Origin of the sequence: Pseudomonas sp. BN607, from assembly GCF_029871175.1 — a bacterium.
Classification (GTDB): domain Bacteria; phylum Pseudomonadota; class Gammaproteobacteria; order Pseudomonadales; family Pseudomonadaceae; genus Aquipseudomonas.
In genome coordinates this window covers 22,634-41,106 of the sequence record NZ_SSOE01000018.1, presented here as the reverse complement: position 1 = coordinate 41,106, position 18,473 = coordinate 22,634, and the positions used below count along the sequence as shown (strand labels likewise).

16 protein-coding genes and 1 pseudogene are annotated in these 18,473 nt (G+C 59.7%); 9 read left to right on the top strand and 8 right to left on the bottom strand.

The window, feature by feature from the left end:
• Nucleotides 1–185: 185 nt before the first annotated feature.
• The gene (locus E8E68_RS01505) at nucleotides 186–659 is read right to left on the bottom strand and encodes an OsmC family protein (RefSeq protein WP_280339318.1); all 474 of its coding nucleotides are present in this window, start codon (nucleotides 657–659) and stop codon (nucleotides 186–188) included.
• 630 nt (nucleotides 660–1,289) lie between these two features.
• Here E8E68_RS01505 and E8E68_RS01500 point away from each other — a divergent pair.
• A complete protein-coding gene (locus tag E8E68_RS01500; RefSeq protein WP_259135869.1) occupies nucleotides 1,290–2,207 on the top strand; it encodes a LysR family transcriptional regulator in 918 nt (305 codons plus the stop codon).
• 30 nt (nucleotides 2,208–2,237) lie between these two features.
• On the opposite strand, the gene E8E68_RS01495 is transcribed toward E8E68_RS01500, so the two are convergent.
• The 3 genes from E8E68_RS01495 to E8E68_RS01485 all read right to left on the bottom strand — a co-directional run bounded on the left by E8E68_RS01495 (nucleotide 2,238) and on the right by E8E68_RS01485 (nucleotide 4,730).
• Nucleotides 2,238–3,236 carry an NAD(P)-dependent alcohol dehydrogenase gene (locus tag E8E68_RS01495; protein WP_280339374.1) on the bottom strand — a complete coding sequence of 333 codons (999 nt, stop codon included), beginning with the start codon at nucleotides 3,234–3,236 and terminating at the stop codon, nucleotides 2,238–2,240.
• Between the two features lie 217 nt (nucleotides 3,237–3,453).
• Nucleotides 3,454–4,242 carry a carboxymuconolactone decarboxylase family protein gene (locus tag E8E68_RS01490; RefSeq protein WP_266030819.1) on the bottom strand — a complete coding sequence of 263 codons (789 nt, stop codon included), beginning with the start codon at nucleotides 4,240–4,242 and terminating at the stop codon, nucleotides 3,454–3,456.
• On the bottom strand, nucleotides 4,239–4,730 hold the full coding sequence (locus tag E8E68_RS01485) for a cupin domain-containing protein (protein ID WP_259135871.1): 492 nt from the start codon (nucleotides 4,728–4,730) through the stop codon (nucleotides 4,239–4,241). Before E8E68_RS01485 ends, E8E68_RS01490 begins: the two co-directional genes overlap by 4 nt.
• Before the next feature lie 323 nt (nucleotides 4,731–5,053).
• On the opposite strand from E8E68_RS01485, the gene E8E68_RS01480 reads away from it, so the two are divergent.
• From E8E68_RS01480 to E8E68_RS01465, 4 genes are all read left to right on the top strand, one after another.
• The gene (locus E8E68_RS01480; RefSeq protein WP_266030821.1) at nucleotides 5,054–6,301 is read left to right on the top strand and encodes a multidrug effflux MFS transporter; all 1,248 of its coding nucleotides are present in this window, start codon (nucleotides 5,054–5,056) and stop codon (nucleotides 6,299–6,301) included.
• A gap of 21 nt (nucleotides 6,302–6,322) precedes the next feature.
• On the top strand, nucleotides 6,323–7,108 hold the full coding sequence (locus E8E68_RS01475; RefSeq protein WP_280339311.1) for a glucose 1-dehydrogenase: 786 nt from the start codon (nucleotides 6,323–6,325) through the stop codon (nucleotides 7,106–7,108).
• A 118-nt stretch (nucleotides 7,109–7,226) separates the two neighbouring features.
• Nucleotides 7,227–9,605 (top strand): membrane-bound PQQ-dependent dehydrogenase, glucose/quinate/shikimate family, encoded by a 2,379-nt coding sequence (locus E8E68_RS01470; RefSeq protein WP_280339309.1) that lies wholly within the window; start codon nucleotides 7,227–7,229, stop codon nucleotides 9,603–9,605.
• Nucleotides 9,606–9,664: 59 nt separating this feature from the next.
• Nucleotides 9,665–10,078 carry a putative quinol monooxygenase gene (locus E8E68_RS01465; RefSeq protein ID WP_259135875.1) on the top strand — a complete coding sequence of 138 codons (414 nt, stop codon included), beginning with the start codon at nucleotides 9,665–9,667 and terminating at the stop codon, nucleotides 10,076–10,078.
• A 63-nt stretch (nucleotides 10,079–10,141) separates the two neighbouring features.
• Here the strand turns inward: E8E68_RS01465 and E8E68_RS01460 are convergent, their stop codons facing one another.
• Nucleotides 10,142–11,041 (bottom strand): LysR family transcriptional regulator, encoded by a 900-nt coding sequence (locus tag E8E68_RS01460; protein WP_280339306.1) that lies wholly within the window; start codon nucleotides 11,039–11,041, stop codon nucleotides 10,142–10,144.
• A gap of 138 nt (nucleotides 11,042–11,179) precedes the next feature.
• Here E8E68_RS01460 and E8E68_RS01455 point away from each other — a divergent pair, with 138 nt between their 5' ends.
• Entirely contained in the window at nucleotides 11,180–11,608 is a 429-nt protein-coding gene (locus tag E8E68_RS01455; RefSeq protein ID WP_259135877.1) for a cupin domain-containing protein, read from the top strand.
• Between the two features lie 402 nt (nucleotides 11,609–12,010).
• Here E8E68_RS01455 and E8E68_RS01450 read toward each other — a convergent pair.
• Nucleotides 12,011–12,179: pseudogene (locus E8E68_RS01450) on the bottom strand (site-specific integrase); the annotation flags it as partial.
• 100 nt (nucleotides 12,180–12,279) lie between these two features.
• Here E8E68_RS01450 and dusA point away from each other — a divergent pair.
• From dusA to E8E68_RS01435, 3 genes are all read left to right on the top strand, one after another.
• On the top strand, nucleotides 12,280–13,290 hold the full coding sequence (gene dusA, locus E8E68_RS01445) for a tRNA dihydrouridine(20/20a) synthase DusA (protein WP_266030828.1): 1,011 nt from the start codon (nucleotides 12,280–12,282) through the stop codon (nucleotides 13,288–13,290).
• A gap of 201 nt (nucleotides 13,291–13,491) precedes the next feature.
• Nucleotides 13,492–14,418: a transaldolase gene (gene tal, locus E8E68_RS01440; protein WP_280339303.1), complete on the top strand. Its 927-nt coding sequence runs from the start codon at nucleotides 13,492–13,494 to the stop codon at nucleotides 14,416–14,418.
• A gap of 206 nt (nucleotides 14,419–14,624) precedes the next feature.
• Nucleotides 14,625–16,475 (top strand): alkaline phosphatase D family protein, encoded by a 1,851-nt coding sequence (locus tag E8E68_RS01435; protein ID WP_280339301.1) that lies wholly within the window; start codon nucleotides 14,625–14,627, stop codon nucleotides 16,473–16,475.
• 75 nt (nucleotides 16,476–16,550) lie between these two features.
• Here the strand turns inward: E8E68_RS01435 and rssC are convergent, their stop codons facing one another.
• Both rssC and rssB read right to left on the bottom strand, forming a co-directional pair.
• On the bottom strand, nucleotides 16,551–17,033 hold the full coding sequence (rssC, locus tag E8E68_RS01430) for an anti-sigma factor antagonist RssC (protein ID WP_019096598.1): 483 nt from the start codon (nucleotides 17,031–17,033) through the stop codon (nucleotides 16,551–16,553).
• Nucleotides 17,030–18,211 (bottom strand): two-component system response regulator RssB, encoded by a 1,182-nt coding sequence (gene rssB, locus E8E68_RS01425; protein ID WP_110748556.1) that lies wholly within the window; start codon nucleotides 18,209–18,211, stop codon nucleotides 17,030–17,032. Before rssB ends, rssC begins: the two co-directional genes overlap by 4 nt.
• Between the last annotated feature and the right edge of the window lie 262 nt (nucleotides 18,212–18,473).

Sequence of the window (18,473 nt, the reverse complement as noted above, 5' to 3'; positions counted from 1 at the left end):
GGCCTCTTCGCGGGACAAGCCCGCTCCCACAATGATCAATGCTGCAATCACTGACGCATTGGAAATGGCGGAGCAGACGGAGGTTTGAAAGCGTATAGCGACGGCCGAGGTATGACCGTCGCAATACGACCCCATGCAGACATTTAGTTGTCCGGGCCGATACCGATGCTAGAGCCCTTGAGGGATTAGTCTCGATAGTTGATAACAGCCCTGCATTTGATAGGGAAGTTGACCGAGTTGGCAATGAAACACTCGTGGTGAGCATCGTCATGCAAGCGCATTGCAAGATCGCTATCTGATTGGCTACTAATGATGATCTGAGGTCTTAGCTCAGCTTCCTTGAAATGGCCCTTGCGCTGGCCATCGCCTTCGATCATAAGGCCCACCGGGTGATCGACGTATTCCAGCACGCACACGTTGTTAACGGCACAGAGATGAAGATACCAGAGCTTGTGGCAGGCCGAGATCGATGCCAGCAGCATGTCTTCAGGGTTCCAGCATTCGGGATTACCACGAAAATCAGGGTCGGCGGAACCAGGGATAGACGCTTTTCCTGGCGACTCAACAGTGAAGTCTCTCTGATAAGCCGTATAGCTGGCAGTACCCTCACCGGTGTTGCCTGTCCACTTGATGGTGACAGCATAATTGTGTTCTTTCATCGTCACTCCTGTGTTGAAAGATGCCCAGAAGATGATCCGCTCCTCTCGCGTTAGCACTGTAATCTTGCGCGCTCAGTGTGGCTCCAAACCAGCTTCTCTTGTTTGCATTGACGCATGCACTGGTTGTGCAAAAGCAATGAGCCGGCCAGAGCGGTAGCCTTATGGCTGGCTTGGCAGTGCTTGCTGGCGTGGTTCTACCCGGAGATATCCACTTGTGAAGGTCGGCAATGGGTCGATTGCGGGTAGTCGCGACCGGCCGCTATCGACCCAAAGCGGTCATCCCTAGGTTAGTTCCCTAGATCGCCTCACATCTGGTTGTTAGCCGCCAGGTGACATACCAAGCCCTCATCTTCGACAGAATCTCGAGAGGAATCGTTGGGACGTTCGTTACGGCTATTCGCGAATCAGAACCTATGTCGATCACTGACTAGTCATGTGATTCGCAATGCATTAAGCAGATTCGTGAAGGTGAGCCCATAACACGCGCAACATCGACCCTAAGGATATTGATGAGAAATTTATGCTTATATACTGATTAATACTCATTAGTCGGCGGCTCAATCACCCGTAGAATGGCGGCCACTTTGGATGGCTAATGGGGCCTTCTCCATCACTAGCGGACCATGGAACATGAATCTTAACCGTGCAAACTTTGCCGATTTCGTTTATTTCCTGGCCATTGTCCGGCACCAGAGCTTCAGCCGGGCGGGCAAGGAGGTTGGCATCAGTGCGTCCGCGTTGAGCCATGCCATCAAGGGGCTTGAGACGCGTCTCGGCGTTCGTCTCCTCAACCGCACCACTCGCAGTGTCACGCTGACGGCGGCAGGCGAGGAGTTGCACGGCTTTATCTGCAAGCCTATGGACGAAATCGCTCAAGCAGCCGAAGCGTTGAATCGTTATCGGGATGAGCCTACCGGGCGTATTCGTCTTAATCTTCTCAGTGACGCTGCCGATCTCTTGCTGGGCCCGGTTCTCCCGGTCTTTAACGACCGCTACCCGGACATGCAAGTCGATTTGACAGTCACCAACTTGATCGTAGACGTCATCGGCGGCGGGCACGATGCTGGTATTCGTTACGGCGGCACGGTGCCCGAAGACATGATCGCCCAGCGTCTGTCACCAGACATCCGTTGGGTCGTGGCAGGCAGTCCGGACTATCTCAAACGTTTCGGCGTGCCGCAGCATCCGAACGATCTTGTGCAACATCGTTGCCTGCGCATTCGCCTGGGGAATGGCGCAATGTATGACTGGGAATTCGAAAAGGACGGTGAGCAGTTGGCAATTGCTGTTCCGGGCTGCATCACCATCGACGAGACACGCGTCGGGCTTTCGCTGGTGCGCCAGGGAGCTGGTCTGATGTACGCCCCGGAGCCTGCGATTGCTCCTCTGGTGGAGCGCGGGGAGGTGATCCGGGTGCTCGATGACTGGGCCAGCGTGGCACCGGGATTCCACATGTACTTTTCGAGCCACAGGCAGGTCCCGATGGGCCTGACGCTGTTGATCGACCTGATCAGGGAACTTAAACCAATGGGGGAGTGCCTGCCGTAGCCGCATCAGACCTCGATGCGGCTGGCTTTCTCAGACTCGTTTCGAGGCGGCTATATCGATGACGAATCGATAGCGCACATCCTTATCGATAACTCGTGCATAGGCCTGGTCAATCTCGTCTGGCTTGATCAATTCGATATCCGCGGAGATGTTACGTGCCGCACAGTAATCGATGACTTCTTGAGTTTCGGCGATCCCGCCAATCAGGGAACCGGCGAATGTTTTGCGTCCAAACGCCATGAGCATTCCGCTTAATCCTTGCAGGTCATCCAGAGCGCCGACGTTAACGAAGGTCGCATCTAGTTTCAGCAGGTTGACGAAGCGCTGCATGGGGTAGGCCTGCGGCACCGTGGAAATGATCAGGTCGAAGTGGTTGGCGAGTCGATCAAAGGCTGCTTCATCGCTCCACAAGATCGCCTCACGCGCACCCAAGCGCTTGGCGTCCTGAACTTTGCTGGCAGTGGTGGTGAAGACCGTCACCTCGGCTCGCCGAGCGGCACCCAGTTTCACTGCAACATGTCCTAATCCTCCCAGGCCGATGACGGCGACTTTTTGCCCGGGTTTGAGGTTCCAGTGCTGCATCGGTGAGAAGGTCGTGACGCCCGCGCAAAGCAGTGGCGTCATGGCTGCCAGGTTGGCGCCCGAAGGCATTCGGATCGCAAAATGCTCGGCCACCACGATGCGTTCGCAGTAGCCGCCATACGTCATCCCTCCCAACACCTTGTCTGGGGATGCGTAGGTGAATGTCGTCCCTTTGAGACAGTTCTGTTCGCGGTCTGCCAGGCAATTTTCGCAGGTGCCGCATGCGTCCACCATGCACCCGACGCCTGCATAATCACCCACCTGGAATTTGGTGACCTGCGCTCCAATGGCTGAGACTTTACCGACAATTTCATGGCCAGGAACGCAGGGGTAGGGTGTCTCGGACCATTCGCTGTGTGCGATGTGGATATCCGAGTGGCAGACGCCTGCGTACTCGATATCGATCAACACATCTTTGGGGTCCACGGCCCGGCGCTGGATCTGCATTGGTGCAAAGCCCGCCCGGACCCCTTTCGTGCCGTAGGCACGGACGCTGAACGGACCTTTGAGTTGTGCAGGTTCCGAAGCCTGGGCTACTGACTCGCCTGCTCCGCTCAGCAAGGGAGCAGCCGCCAGTCCTGCTCCCGCCATCAATACTTTGCGCCGACTCATGGCCGAAGGCGTCGCGTCGGATGTCTTCTCTTCACTCATGCAACTTCGCTCCTCAGGTTTTCTTGCGGCCAGCAAATACATCGTTGACTACGGGCACTGCGGTAAACACATTCGGCCATCCGGTGTAGAACGCCAGTTGTGTCAGCACCTCAGAGGCTTCTCCCTGAGTCAGCCCGTTGTCCATGGCTCGGTTGAGGTGCGCGCCGAGCTGTGCGACCTGCCCGGTGGCGATCAAAGCGCTGACCGTTATGAGGCTTCGATCCCGTGGAGCGAGCCCGGGTCGTAGCCACAAGTCGTGAAAGAGAGCAGCGCTGGTGTAATGCACCACACCCGGTGATACCGGACCGACTGTCTTGTCGACGAAGGTCGTGCGCACTTTCTCTGATGTTTGGTCGATAGGTAGCAGCGGGGGGGATACGGGGGGGAGTTGATCCGCTGTGACGCCGCGATGGGCGAACACCTGCTTGGTCACCAGAATGGTTGCGGTGGCATTGCCCCAACCGGTGTAGAAGGCCAGATGGTTGATGACTTCGGAAATTTCCGAAGGCTTGACGCCGTTATCCAGGGCCAGGTTCAGGTGGTACGCCAATTCGACGGTTTGCTGCTTGGAAATCAGCACTGCGAGGGTAACCAGACTGCGGTCGCGAGGAGACAACCCTGGGCGTTTCCACACTTCCCCGAGCAGCATCGATTCAGTGTTGTGTGCCAGCGTTGGAGACACGGCACGCATGTCATCCAGGCTTGGAACAGGAGGTGTTTGAGCCGAGTCGCCGGGCGTGTGGTTGGAGCACGCTGCCAGCAGCAATGACAGAGAGGCCAGTCCTAGCTTCACCAACTTCATCGTGAGGCCTCGTACTGTGCCTCAGTGACAGGCTCCAGCCACTCCACATTCTTGCCATCCAGGGATTCCTGGATCGCAATGTGGCTCATCCCGGTCGTTGCAGTCGCGCCATGCCAATGTTTGACGCCGGGTGGCGTCCAGATCACATCGCCAGGCTTGATGACGATTTTCTCGCCGTTTTCCTGCTGTATCCAGCCCATGCCAGCCGTGACGACCAACGTCTGCCCCAAGGGATGGGTGTGCCACACCGAGCGCGCGCCGGGCTGAAAGGTAACCGCACCTGCCGACACCTTCGAGGGCGCACGTACCGCGATCAGTGGATCAATTCGGGCGCTACCCACAAAATTTCCGGGTGCACCCATGATGGAGGCCTGCTCGCCATTGCGAATCACGTTCATGGTTTTCTCGGCGGGAATGTCGGCGCCGTAGCCAGACATCGTGGCCATCAATGTCGCGGCCAGCGTAGATAGGGTGGCGAGTGCTCTCATCGGTAAGCTCCTGCTCGTTAAACGGAAGAGCTGAAACGCTAGTGGAACATCTTCGGCAGAACTACCCCACAAATCCTGCATGAAGCGATGAGCAATGCTCATCAATTAGCCAGCCGAACAACGTCAACGCTGCTTGGGTGATTGATGAGTAATACTCACAGGAACATCCCGCTTTAGGCGGGTACTTGTCTCAGTCGAGGTTGATTACCGTAACCCCACCGAACAATGGCGTCGCGTTGCCCCTTTCCAGCATTGAAGATCAAGGGTCCAGGAGAATGATCCCACGCGGCAAGCATTCGTATTTTCCCCCGAGAGAACACACAGTGAGCAAACTGGAGGTGATTGCGTCGCGTGGTGACGTCGCGCTGGCCGAAGTATCGACAAATACTGTTGAGCATGGGTTGCGGGTTCTGCTGATTCTCAGTGCGTTACTGGCGTTTGCCTCCATTTCCACTGATCTCTACCTGCCCGCGATGCCGGTCATGGCGACGTCGCTGCATGCCACCAGCGGCATGATGGAACTGACGGTCAGCGGTTATCTGGCGGGGTTCAGTCTGGGCCAGCTGTTTTGGGGGCCGTTCAGTGATCGCTTCGGGCGGCGCCTGCCAGTCGCCTTGGGGTTGCTGCTGTTTATCATTGGTTCCAGCGGCTGCGCGCTTGCTGCCGACGGCTCGACGATCATCTTCTGGCGAGTTATTCAGGCATTGGGAGCGTGCGCCAATGTCGTCCTGGCACGAGCGATGGTGCGTGACCTGTACGAAGGCCAGCGTGCTGCGCAGAAGATGTCGACGCTGATGACCATCATGGCAATTGCCCCATTGGCGGGTCCGACTGTGGGTGGGCAGATTCTGCACTGGTTGTCCTGGCAGGCGATCTTCTGGACGTTGGTGCTGGTTGCGCTGACGACCTTGGCCAGTCTGCTGTGGCTGCCCGAGACCCTCCCAGCTCACCGTCGAACGCTTACATCACCCCGTGCAGTCGTGATGCGCTACGGAAGTTTGCTAAGCCACCGCAAATTCATCGGTTATGTCGCTGCGGGTGGGTTCTTTTACGCCGGAACATTCGCGTACATCGCCGGTTCTCCGTTTGCCTACATCACCTATCACCACGTCACCCCCCAATGGTATGGCGCCTTGTTTGGCGCTGGGATCGTCGGGCTGATGCTCACCAATCAGATCAACGCCAAGCTGCTCAACCGCTACACCAGCGACACGATGATGACCGTGGGCGGGTTGGTCTCTTGCGTGGCCGGACTGGTGCTCGCCATCAATACGTGGGCCGATCTGGGCGGACTGCCTCTGATGATCTGCGGCTGCCTTTTATTCGTATCAGCTACGGGGCTGGTGTTGGCGAACTCGATATCGGGCGCGCTCGGCTGTATGCCGCAGTTCGCAGGCTCAGCCTCTGCGCTGGCCGGTGCTCTGCAATACGGCGCGGGCATTTTCGGCTCGGCGCTCGTAGCTATTTTCGCTGACGGCACACCCTGGCCGATGGGGTTGGTACTGGCCGTTTGCGGAGTGGGGTGCCTTATCAGCGCGGTATTGGTGCTGCGCGCCCCTGACGATTATTGAACCATTTTAAAACTTGAACCATTGGAACTGAGGAACACACCCGTGAGCTTTTCATTCGAGAATCAGGTCGCGCTGGTCACCGGCGCTGCGTCCGGTATCGGTCTGGCAACTGCGCAGGCCTTTGCCCGTGCAGGTGCCGCTGTGGCATTGGCCGACGTCAACGGCGAAGCCGCGCAGGCGGCTGCCGAGGCTTTGATCGCCGAAGGTCATCGCGCCATCGGGATTCGTTGCGACGTATCTGACATGGATCAGGTCGAAGCCATGGTCAAGGAAACCGTCGCCGCTTTTGGCCGTCTGGACGCGGCGTTCAACAACGCCGGTATCCAGAACAAACTGGCGGAAATCGCCGATGCGACGGTCGAGGACTACGACAAGGTCATGTCGGTCAACCTGCGCGGCGTCTGGAGTTGCATGAAGTTCGAACTGGAACACATGCGCCGCCAAGGCAGCGGCACCATTGTCAATTGCTCGTCTTTGGGTGGTTTGGTGGGTGGTGCCGAACGTGCCAATTATCACGCAGCAAAGCATGGCGTGATCGGCCTGACCAAGAGCGCAGCTCTTGAATACGCCGCTCGCAACATTCGGGTCAACGCCGTGTGTCCAGGCCTGATCTGGACGCCGATGGCCGATCAAATGGTCGCAAGCGGTCAAGGCGAAGCGCTGGCAGGCATGACCCAGATGATTCCGATGGGGCGTCACGGCAAACCTGAAGAGATCGCCGATGCCGTGCTCTGGCTGAGCAGTTCGACCTCGAGCTACGTCACTGGCCAGTCCATCTCGGTGGACGGCGGATTCATCATGCGCTGATGTGATTGCAGCCACATACACCTGACGCCTCACGACAAAACCCCAGACTTCAGATTTCAACTTTGTTGAAGTCATGGCCAGGCTTTGCCTGAACATCATCTGAAAGGAACCCAGATCCATGCCGCCATCGAGCACTCCCAGGTTAACTACTGCACTGCTGATCATCCTCGGTATCGTCGTCTTACTCGTTGGCCTGGCGCTGCTTGTGGGGGGCGGGTATCTCGTCGTGCTGGGCGGATCATGGTATTTCGCGTTGGCGGGAGCGGGACTGGTTGTCAGCGGCCTGTTTCTGATACGGCAGCGATTACCGGGTGCGGTCGTGTATCTGCTGGTGTTCGCGGCGTCTGTCGTCTGGTCGGTGTGGGATGTAGGTCTGGCATTCTGGCCACTGTTTTCCCGGCTGTTCGCGCTGGGCGTGGCGTTGGTTTTCGTGCTGATGGCGGCCCCGCATCTGCGGGCCCGCCGACGTCCCGCCCCGGCTCCGCTGGCGTACCTTACAGCGGCAGGGGTGACGGTCGGTCTGGGGGTGACCTTTTACACCGCGCTGCAACCGCAGCCCATCCAGATGGCTGACGGAACGCCAGCGCCCGTGCCGGGCAAGGCAGTCGGAACGGTCGAGCCTGAGACCGACTGGCGCTATTTCGGCCACACACCATCGGGCACACGCCATGCCATGGTCGACCAGATCACACCGCAAAACGTATCGGGTCTGAAGGTGGCGTGGACCTACCGGACAGGCGAAATTCCCGCAGGCAGCCAAGGCCATGTTGTGACGCCGCTTCATGTCAACGGCATGGTCTACGGCTGCACCCAGTCCAGTCAGTTGTTCGCGCTGGACGCCGACACGGGCAAGGAGATCTGGCATCACGATCCCAAGGTGCAGGCAAACAACACCTACCCGCGCTGTCGCGGCGTGGGTTACTACGACGCGACACCTGAGCAAGCCGCCTCTGCCACGGTTGCAGGCCCACAAGCCTGTACACGACGGATCATCGCCACCACCGTCGATGCACGACTGGTCGCAGTGGATGCGCAGACCGGGCAGGCCTGCACTGATTTTGGCGGCCATGGCAGCGTGAGTTTGCGCATTGGCATGGGAGGCCAGGATCAGGACCTGTATTTTCCGACTGCGGCACCCACAGTGGTTCGTGATCTGATCGTTGTCGGCGGGCTGGTGTGGGACAACCAGAAAACCGGCGAACCGTCTGGCGTAGTCCGCGCGTTCAATGCGCAAACCGGGCAACTCGCCTGGGCTTGGGATCTGGGTAATCCGGCGATTACACGTGAGCCGCCAGAAGGTCAAACCTACACCCCTGGCACACCTAATGTCTGGTCCACACCTGCCTTCGACGATGCGCTGGGTTTGATCTACCTGCCCACCGGCAACGCGACCCCGGATTTTTGGGGCGGCCATCGCACCGAAGCCGATGATCGGTATTCATCTTCCGTCGTCGCGCTGGACATTGCGACCGGCCGCGAACGCTGGCGTTTCCAGACCGTTCATCATGATCTGTGGGACTACGATGTACCTTCGCAACCGGCGCTTTACGACGTTCCGGATGGCCATGGCGGCGTGCTCCCGGCGCTCATCCAGACCACCAAGCGCGGCCAGATTTTCATGCTTGACCGTCGCACCGGCACCCCGATAGCGCAGGTCGAGGAGCGACCGGTTCCACAGGGCGGCGTGGCAGACGATCACACGGAGCCGACGCAGCCTTACTCCGTGGGCATGCCGTCCATTGGCACCGAGCCGCTCAGTGAAAAACGCATGTGGGGCCTCACGCCGCTAGATCAGTTGATATGCCGAATCGATTTTCGCAAGGCGCGCTATGAGGGTGAATTCACGCCGCCGAGCGAGCGTCTGACGATTCAATATCCGAGCTGGTTGGGAGGCATGAACTGGGGTTCGGTTTCCATCGCTGAGAACCTTGGCTACATGATCGTCAACGACACCCGCGTTGCCATCTGGAATCGCATGATTCCACGCGCCGCCTACGACGAGAAAACCCTCAGTGGCGGCGGCCATGAAGGCAACGCGCCGCAGGCGGGCACTCCTTGGGGTATCGAGCAAGGCCGCTTCCTGTCGCCGCTTGGGATTCCATGCCAGGAGCCGCCTTACGGCACTCTCACGGCCATTGATCTGGCGACGCGCAAGGTGGCGTGGTCGATGCCGTTGGGCACCACCGAACAGACCGGCCCGCTGGGTATCGCGACCCATTTGCCGATGCCGATTGGCATGCCTACGCGGGGAGGGCCGATCACCACTTCGACAGGGCTGGTGTTCATGGCCGGCACTCAGGATTTCTATATCCGGGCCTTCGATGTACGCACGGGTGATGAACTCTGGAAAGGGCGCTTGCCGGTTGGCGCCGAAGCCACGCCCATGACCTATGTCTCGCCGAAGACGGGCAGGCAGTTCGTGCTCATCAGCGCGGGCGGTAACTCTGCTACTACCCAGAAAGGCGATTACATCGTGGCGTATGCACTGCCCCAATGAACCTGGCAGGGGGGCTGTGAAGTGGTTTTTTTGGTGATGCTGTACGTACGGGAGAGGTCATGTTGAACGTCAAAGCAATCTTGGGAGTGATGGCGATGGTGGTTTTACCGGTACAACAGGCGGTGAGCGGTGAATCGCAAGGCCGGGTCATCCGCATCGCCCAGCTTGAGATCGACCCTGCGCAACTGGCCGCCTATGAGCGTGCGGTCAAGGAAGAAATTGCAGAGTCGATCCGGGTCGAGCCGGGTGTGGTGTCCATCTATTCGGTGGCCGACAAGGATCACCCTAACCAACTTCATTTTTTTGAAATCTACGCCAGCGACGCGGCCTACCGCAGCCACATCGCCTCGCCTCACTTCCAGAAATATGTCGCGGTCACTCAGACAATGATCCTGAGCAAACGTTTGATCGAAACCAAACCGGTGATGCTGGATGCGCAGCCTGGCGCTGGCGAGCGATTGACTGCCCCGTGAGGGTTCTGCTGCTCTCATCTCAGATTTTGCTGTATGGCGGGATATAGGCCAATTCTTCGGTTTCTACGTTGCCGAACTCCCGGCTTTCAAGGCCTGTACCACAGGGGCGACCGCCTGTGACGTTTGCCGCCTGCTGGGGTAGAAAAGGTGATAGCCGGGGTAGGTGGGGAACCATTCTTCAAGTACCCAGGCCAGTTGCCCGGTCTCGACGTGAGGCTTTGCCAGGTCGAAGGGAACGTAAGCCAAGCCGAAGCCTTCCAGTGCGGCCTCCAGCATCTGATACGTACTGTTGAACACCCACTGCCCATCGACCCTGACCTGCAAATCGCGCCCCCCTTTGCTCAGTTCCCAAGGCATCAGCGAATCCCGGGTTGGCAGCCGCAGGTTGATGCAGTTGTGATGGGTGAGGTCTTGGGGTGTCACGCAAGGGCCGTTTGCAGCCAGGTAATGTGGCGCGCCGACGATAGCCATGGTGAGGTCCGGGCTGATACGGGCGGCGATCATGTCTTTCTCGACTTGATCGCCCAGACGAATCCCGATGTCGTAGCTTTGCTCGACGATGTTCGCCAGCCCGTAATCATTGATCAATTCGACCCGAATATCCGGGTACTCATGCAGAAGCAATTTCAGACGCGGCCAGACATAGGCCTGTGTTGCGTAGTCAGTGGTTGTGATTCGGACTGTACCGGTCGGCCTGTCGCGAAGGTCGCTCAGCGCCTCCAGTTCTGCATCGATTTCCTCAAAACGAGGAGTGATCGCGGCCAACACTCTCCTTCCCGCCTCGGTGGGGGAGACGCTTCGTGTGGTGCGGGTTAGTAGTCGCAGCCCCATCCGGGTTTCCAAGGCACTGATGGTGCGGCTCAGTGCCGATTGCGAAATGCCCAGCTGAGCGGCAGCGCGGGTGAAGTTTCGCTCGCGGGCCACGGTCAGCAACGCGAACAAATCATTCAGGTTTTCTCGCATTGATGCTCCTGAGCATAAGTGCATGCCAATTCTGCCGTCTAATCATAGGTCCTGAATGATCTTAGAGTAAGTCCACGGCTGAAGCGGTGGACTGCCTTGGCGTTCTTCAATGACTTAACGGATCAAAAGAGGGTATTTATGGAACTCAAACGTGTTGGCTCGCAGGCTTCGATGAAAGGCCCGGAAGCCTGGTTCACTGGTACGGTGCGCGTCGATCCTCTGAACTTCCCGCCAGAACCTTCACGGGTGACGGTGGCTAGCGTAACTTTCGAGCCGGGTGCCCGTTCCGCCTGGCATACCCATCCGCTGGGGCAAACGCTCATCGTTACCGCAGGCTGCGGCTGGACTCAATGCGAAGGCGAGCCGATCGTTGAAATTCGTGCCGGTGACGTGATCTGGTGTCCGCCTGGCCATAAACATTGGCACGGGGCGTCAGCGACCACGTCGATGACACACATCGCCATTCAAGAAGCTTTAGACGGTGTGAACGTCGTCTGGATGGAGAAGGTGACGGATGAGGAATACAACGTCGGCCCTACCTCTACTCCCCACGACCACAGTCATTGATGGGGGGACTCGATCGTCCATCCTTTTTCCTCTCAGATCAAATGGGGACACCCATAGGCCTCATTGACGGCGACCTCTGAGTTTTTCAAGTTTGCGGTTCTACGCCCGTGCACGAGGTCTACAAATGTCCGCTTCTGGCCGCAAGCTGCCCCCCATGAAGGGCAGCATGGGTCGAAAGTAGCCGATCGCGAATGACCGCTATCGACCCTAAGCGTTCGGTGATGACCAGCAGAAAATGGCCGATTGCTGCCCTCCACGAAGGGCAGCTTTGGGTCGAAAGCGGCCACTCCTGACAGATGGATCGCCACGCCCCCGAGATAGGTATAACGCCGCAAGGAGTTCCAATCACAATGACCGGGTACACTCGATACCCGCGGGGCATCCCCATCCATTTCGAATAGGCGGCTCAGCCAACTCGGTTTCCCGTCGCTTCGCCCAAGCCACCGCAGCCTGGTTTGCAGGCGAACGTTTGGCTCCCTTGGTAGACTGTCACCTTGACGCGATTAATGCGGATCTGGACGAGGTAGCCAGTGCTGCCATCGGCCTCTTTACGCGTTCTGATCGTTGCCATCAGAGATTGGTACACGTCGACTGTCGGTTGGTACATTGTTACCAAGCGCTTGGTAAAAACGCCCCCCCCCGAAAAATTGGTACAAAACACGTTGAACGAAATGACCGCAAAATCAGGCTCCAAGCCACAAACCACGCGCCCTGAGCCGTCACGCCGCTTCAGCGTTGCCCCCATGATGGACTGGACAGACCGCCACTGCCGGTTCTTCCTGCGCCTGCTCTCCAACCACACCTTGCTCTATACCGAAATGGTCACTACCGGCGCCTTGCTGCACAACGACGCCCACCGTTTCCTGCGCCACGACGTTTCCGAGCACCCGTTGGCGCTGCAACTGGGCGGGAGCGTGCCGGCTGACCTGGCTGCCTGCGCGCGACTGGCCGAGGACGCAGGCTACGACGAGGTCAACCTCAACGTCGGCTGCCCGAGCGACCGGGTGCAGAACAACATGATCGGCGCCTGCCTCATGGCCCACCCGGCACTGGTGGCCGATTGTGTGAAGGCCATGCGCGATGCGGTATCCACCCCGGTCACGGTCAAGCACCGGATTGGCATCAACGGCCGTGACAGCTATGGCGAGCTGTGCGACTTCGTCGGCCAGGTGCGCGAGGCCGGCTGCCGCAGCTTTACCGTGCATGCGCGCATCGCCATTCTCGAAGGGCTTTCGCCGAAAGAGAACCGCGAGATCCCGCCGCTGCGCTATGACGTGGCAGCGCAGCTGAAGGCGGACTTCCCGGACCTGGAAATCGTGCTGAACGGCGGGATCAAGACCTTGGCAGAATGCCAGGCCCACCTTGAAACCTTCGATGGTGTAATGCTGGGGCGTGAGGCGTACCACAACCCTTACCTGCTGGCCGAGGTGGACCAGCAGCTGTTTGCCAGCGAGGCGCCGGTGGTCAGCCGCAGCGAGGCGCTGGCGCAGTTGCGGCCTTACATCGTGGCGCATATGGAAGGTGGTGGCGCGATGCACCACGTTACCCGGCATATCCTGGGGCTGGCCCAGGGGTTCAAGGGCGCGCGCCGCTTCCGCCAGTTGCTGTCGGCGGACATTCACAAGGCGGCCGAGCCGTTGGCAGTGTTCGACCAGGCGGTGGAGTTGCTGCAGGGGCGCTAATGCAGCCCAGCCAGGTCATGGAATCTTTGTGGGGGCGGGTCGCGCAGGCGCCGGCTTGTGTGTTTGCGGAACCTCGCGCGCCCCTGCGACTCGAATGCTCACCTTCGCACCGCCCTTCACGGGCAAGCCCGCGCCGACAGCCCTTGAGCGGCTGTCGGGGCTCGGGTAATGTCGAGTCATTGCACAGGACAGAGCACGCCCATGACCTCCAAGCTGGAACAACTCAAGCAGTTCACCACCGTGGTCGCCGACACCGGGGACCTGGACGCCATCACCCGCCTGAAACCGGTCGATGCCACCACCAACCCATCGCTGCTGCTCAAGGCTGCCACCATCCCAGGCTACGCCGACCTGCTCAAGCAGGTAAAGGGCGATGCCAAGGGCAATGTCGACCTGGCCTGCGACCAGTTTGCCGTCGCTGTGGGCTCGGGCATTCTCAAGGTCATCCCGGGGCGTATCTCCACCGAAGTGGATGCCCGCCTCTCGTTCGACGAACCGGCCCTGCTGGCCAAGGCGCGCGCGCTGATCAACCTCTATGACAAGGCGGGTGTTGGCCGTGACCGCGTGCTGATCAAGCTGGCCTCCACCTGGGAGGGCATCCGCGCTGCCGAGCAGCTGGAAAAGGAAGGCATCCAGACCAACCTGACCCTGCTGTTCTCCTTCGCCCAGGCCCAGGCCTGCGCAGATGCCGGGGTGTTCCTGATTTCGCCATTCGTGGGCCGTATCTACGACTGGTACAAGAAGAGCACCGGCCAGGAATACGTGGGCGCCGAGGACCCAGGCGTACAGTCGGTCACGCGCATCTACAACTACTACAAGGCCAATGGCTACAACACCGTGGTCATGGGCGCCAGCTTCCGCAATATCGGCCAGATCGAACAACTGGCCGGTTGCGACCGCCTGACCATCAGCCCGGACCTGCTCGACAAGCTCAGCAGCGACCAGGGCGAGCTGCCGCGCATTCTCAAGCCGGGCAATACGGGCGAGGCCAAGCACGTACTGAGCGAAAGCCAGTTCCGCTGGGCGATGAACGAAGATGCCATGGGCACCGAGAAACTGGCCGAGGGTATCCGGCAGTTTGCCCGGGACCAGGAGAAGCTTGAAAAGCTGATGGCTGAAAAGGGCTGATACAGCTCGGGTTTGCCAGACGGGCGGGAAGTGTTCAGCATTTTCCGCCCGTTTTGTTTTGCCAAGCCTCAGTTTTGAATTGAATTCCAGGGCCTCTTCGCGGGTAAATCCCCTCCCACACACATACCCACAGGCCTGAAATTGGCGCTGTACGTGTGGGAGCGGATTTACCCGCGAAGAGGCCCGATAAGCCACCCGAGCTGTCGATGACTTCCTGTACCCCCTTGCCCCTCGTACTCGCCGGCCCAATCCTGCGCCGCCTGGAGCCCCAGCGCCTGGCCATCTGGCTGGTCGCCACAGAACCACTGCAACCCCAATTCATCTGCCCGGCAAGCGAAGCCCAGGTCGATTGCCAGGTGGTGCCGATAGGTCGGCACGCCTACATCCACCTGCTGGACATCCACTTCACCAGCCCCCTGCCGTGCAACCAGCTGCTCGACTACGACCTGCTGATCAACGGCCAAGGTATCGCCGGCTGGGCCCCACACCTGCTCTACCCCGGCACCCTGCGCCCGAGCCTGGTACTGCGTGAGCGCCTCGACCATTTGCTGCACGGTTCCTGCCGCAAGCCGCACCACCCCGCTGCCGATGGTCTGCTGTGTGCTGACCGCCTGCTGCAGGCCTGTACAAGCGCAGAAGATCGTCCCGCCGTACTGCTGATGACCGGCGACCAGGTGTACGCCGACGACGTCGCAGGCCCGATGCTGCGTGCCATCCATGGGCTGATCGCGCGCCTGGGCCTGTTCGATGAGCAACTGGAGGGTGCGGTGGTAGCCGACAGCCAGGCGCTGTACCAGCACCCGGCCAGCTACTACCACCGCGCCGACCTGCTGCCGGCGCTGGAACGCAACGACACCCTGCGCGAACGCTTTTTTGGCGGCAAGCGCAAGCCGATATTCTCGTCCAGCAACGCCGACAACCACCTGGTGAGCTTTGCCGAAGTCATGGCCATGTACCTGCTGGTGTGGTCGCCGGTGCCCTGGCAACTGGTGACCCTGGACATGCCCAGTGGGCTCAACGACCAGCACCAGGCTCGTTACCGGCAGGAGCTGCCACTGATCCAGGGTTTTGCCGACAACCTCGGCCAGGTGGCGCGGGTGATGGCCCACCTGCCTTGCCTGATGATTTTCGACGACCACGACATCACCGACGACTGGAACCTTTCGGCACAGTGGGAAGAAACCGCCTACGGCCACCCGTTCTCGCGGCGGATCATCGGCAATGCCCTGCTCGGCTACCTGCTGTGCCAGGCCTGGGGTAATGACCCCGACACCTGCAAGCCTCTGCTCGGGCAATGCCAGGCGCTGACCCGTCACAACCACGATGAGCTCATCGGCGACCTGCTGCGTTTCCAGGGCTGGCAGTTCAGCCTGCCTACCGAGCCACCGTTGCTGGTCCTGGACACCCGTACGCGGCGCTGGCGCAGCGAAAGCAACCTGGCCAAGCCGTCCGGACTGCTTGACTGGGAGGCGCTGAGTGAATTGCAGCAAGCACTGCTCGATCATCCCTCCGCGGTCATCGTGTCGCCTGCGCCGATTTTCGGGGTGAAGCTGATCGAGACGGTGCAGAAGGTGTTCAGCTGGCTGGGCTACCCGCTGCTGGTGGATGCCGAGAACTGGATGGCCCACCGCGGTGCAGCACAGGTCATCCTCAATATCTTCCGCCACTCGCGCACCCCGGGGCACTACGTGGTGCTGTCGGGAGATGTGCATTACTCCTTCGTGTATGAGGTGCTGATTCGCCACCGCCAGCGCAGCCCGCATCTGTGGCAGGTGACCAGTAGCGGGATCAAGAACGAGTTCCCACGGCGCTTGCTGGATGTACTGGACCGGCTCAACCGCTGGTTGTATGCGCCGCGCTCACCACTGAACTGGTTCACCAAGCGCCGGCAGATGGAAGTGGTGCCGCGCACGCCGAGCCATAGCAAGGCGGGGGAACGGTTATGGAATGGCGCGGGGCTGGGGCAGGTGTTTTTTGATGAACAGGGGCGGCCGACGCGGGTGTATCAGCTGGATGCAGGCGGGAGTGAAGCCACCGAGTTCGTTGGCAAACAATAGGTGAATTGGAGAATCAGCCGCCCATGCTGGCCCTTTCGCGGGCGAACCCGCGGCTAGGCCAGTGCAGGCTAGAGGTCAGCTGCGCTCCAGCGCGCTGACCAGGTCATGGAAGGCTTCACGGTTGGAGTCGTTCAGGCCCATGAGAATCTTGTGCGCCTCCAGCACCTTGGAACGCACGACATCTTCGTTCTGGTCCTGCGACGGCAGGTCGGTCAGGCATTCCGGGCACGGAATCGGCCGATCGACGATGTTGAATACCTGATCGAAGCCCATCGATTGCAACAACCGGGAAATGTCCGGGTTGGTGGTGACGACGGTCGGCAGCAGGCCAACCTTCTGCCGCGACAAGATCGACAGCTTGGCCAGCAGGCCCAGGGTAGTGCTGTCGATGCTCTCGGTTTCGGTGAGGTCGATGACAATCGCCGAGAAGTTCAGCGCAGTGAAAATCTTCTCGATCGTCGCATCCAGCGCCGAACACAGGGTCAGACGCACTTCACCGACGAATTTCAGTACGAAGGTACCGCTCTGCTCGGCGAACTGGATTCTACCGGTACTCATTGAAGGTTCCTGCTCAACACCAATAGGGCGATATCATCCGGCATCTCCCCAAGCGTAGCCAATCCAAATCGTTGACGCAGCCCATCCAGGCTGCCACCTGCTGCCTTGACGATCTCCGGCAAGGCGGCTTCTTTATCTTTGAGCGTATCACCCGGCAAAAGGTCCAGAATGCCATCGGACATCAGGCTGAGACTGAACTGGGGTGGCAGCTCCACCACCAAGTCCTGGTAGGTGGCCTCGTCGAACAGCCCAACCGGCAGGCCACGGCCTTCCAGATAGCGGCAATGCTCGGGGGTGTACAGTACCGGCAGCGGCAAATGACCGCCAACGGCGTAGGTCAGCAGGCCAGACTCTTCGTCGATCACCCCGCCAACCATGGTTACATGCTTGCCCAGCTTGCTGTTGATCAGGCCGCGGTTGATGTGGCTGAGCACTTCCGACGGCTTGAACTCGCGCATTCTGCTGCGCTTGAGTTCGAACATGAGGCGCGTGGTCATGAATTTCAACAGCACGGTGACAAAGGCCGACGACGCGCCATGCCCGGAAACATCAGCGAGGTAGAAGGCGATGCGCCGTTCGTCCACGCGGAAGTAATCGACAAAATCACCCGACAGGTACAACGACGGGATGATCTGGTGCTCGAAGGCGAACTCGCCGGCTACCCAGGGGTTTTCCGGCAGCATGTTCATCTGCACCTGGCGACCGGCGGTCTGATCCTCCTGCAACAGGTGCAGGCTGGCCTCCAGCTCACGGTTGGCGGCTTCGAGCTTGTCGCGATAGCGCTGGTTTTCCAGCACCAGGCGCGACCGGTCGAGGGCACGGCGTACCGAATGCTCGAGTACGGCCAGGTCTTCCAGCGGCTTGATCAGGTAGTCAGCGGCGCCCAGGCGCAACGCTTCCACCGCATCACTCATGACGCCGGCACCAGACACCACGATCACCGGTAACTGCGGCGCACGCTCGCTGACCTGGCGGATCAGTTCGAGGCCGCCCATCTGCGGCATGCGCAGATCGCAGATCACGAGGTCGGGCTGGTGTTCTTCGAAGACCTGAAGGCCCTGCTGGCCATTACCGGCCTGGAGGACGCTGAAGCCACTGTCTTCAAGATAGGCGGCGAGGCTCGCACGGACCACGTCGTCGTCATCAATGATCAGCAGCGTTGCACTGGTTTTCTGCATGTGGGCGAACGGCGCCGATTTAGGTTGGTGCAGCGGTGTCGGCAAGGCAGACGGCCAGCTACGGGAATTCTCTATGGTCACACTCTACTTGAGTTGTAGGACAAGAACACCTGCCCGGCAACTGTCAGAGGTACCTTGTAAGGCGCAGACGGTACTCCCATCCGCCAGGGGTTTCAAGCATGCAACGGTCGACCTCGCCGCTCTTTACAGGGCAAATCACCGGGAGTTATAAGAAAGTTGATCAGCGCAACCCGATGGGAAG